General features: G+C 63.1%; 1 protein-coding gene. It reads left to right on the top strand.

The annotated features are described in order from the left end of the window. Positions 1–618 (top strand): DUF3422 family protein (locus AC3XQU_RS22775; protein ID WP_489876439.1); only part of this gene is annotated, 618 nt, incomplete at both ends.

The following is a 618-nucleotide window of genomic DNA, read 5'->3' as shown; positions in this document are numbered from 1 at the left end:
GTCTCATCGCTTCGGCGTTGCCGAACCCGACCATGCTACGCCGCTTCACGGCGTGACATGGGACGAAGGAGACCTGCACTGTGAAAAGCACACCGAGTTCTCGACGTATCCCTGGTGCGCTTCGCTGGATTCCGAGACGGGAGAGCCGTGCGGCGAAAACCCGTTCAGGCATGGATTTGTGCCTCCCGGCCCGGTCGTATCCGGCATCCGTTTGAGACTTCTTCCGTGGACGCCGGAAACGGAGAAGGAGGCCGATCGCTTCGATCCTGCCAGCCTGTGCTACTCGCTGGTGGAGAACGGCTCTGCCGCCATTCTGACCGACTTCCGACAGGATGAGGATGGCCTGACGCAGATCCTCGTCCTGGCCCGCGATTTGACCCCGGCGCGGGCGGGTGCGCTGGCTCAACGTCTGCTGGAGATCGAGACCTACCGTACCTTGGCGTTGCTGTCCCTGCCGTTGACACGATCGATGACGTCGGAGCTGCGACGCATGGAGTCGCGCCTTGCGGCGATCACCGACGAGATGTGTACGAGCTTGGTGGAACGGCGCGACAGCGACGTGCTGCTGTCCGAATTGACCGGCCTGGCTGCCGAGCTGGAAGCTGGAGTTGCGGCGAA

The organism is Telluria sp. AZSoR62, from assembly GCF_058111565.1.
Note: the sequence above shows the minus strand (reverse complement) of the source record. Positions and strands in the feature narration are given on the sequence as shown.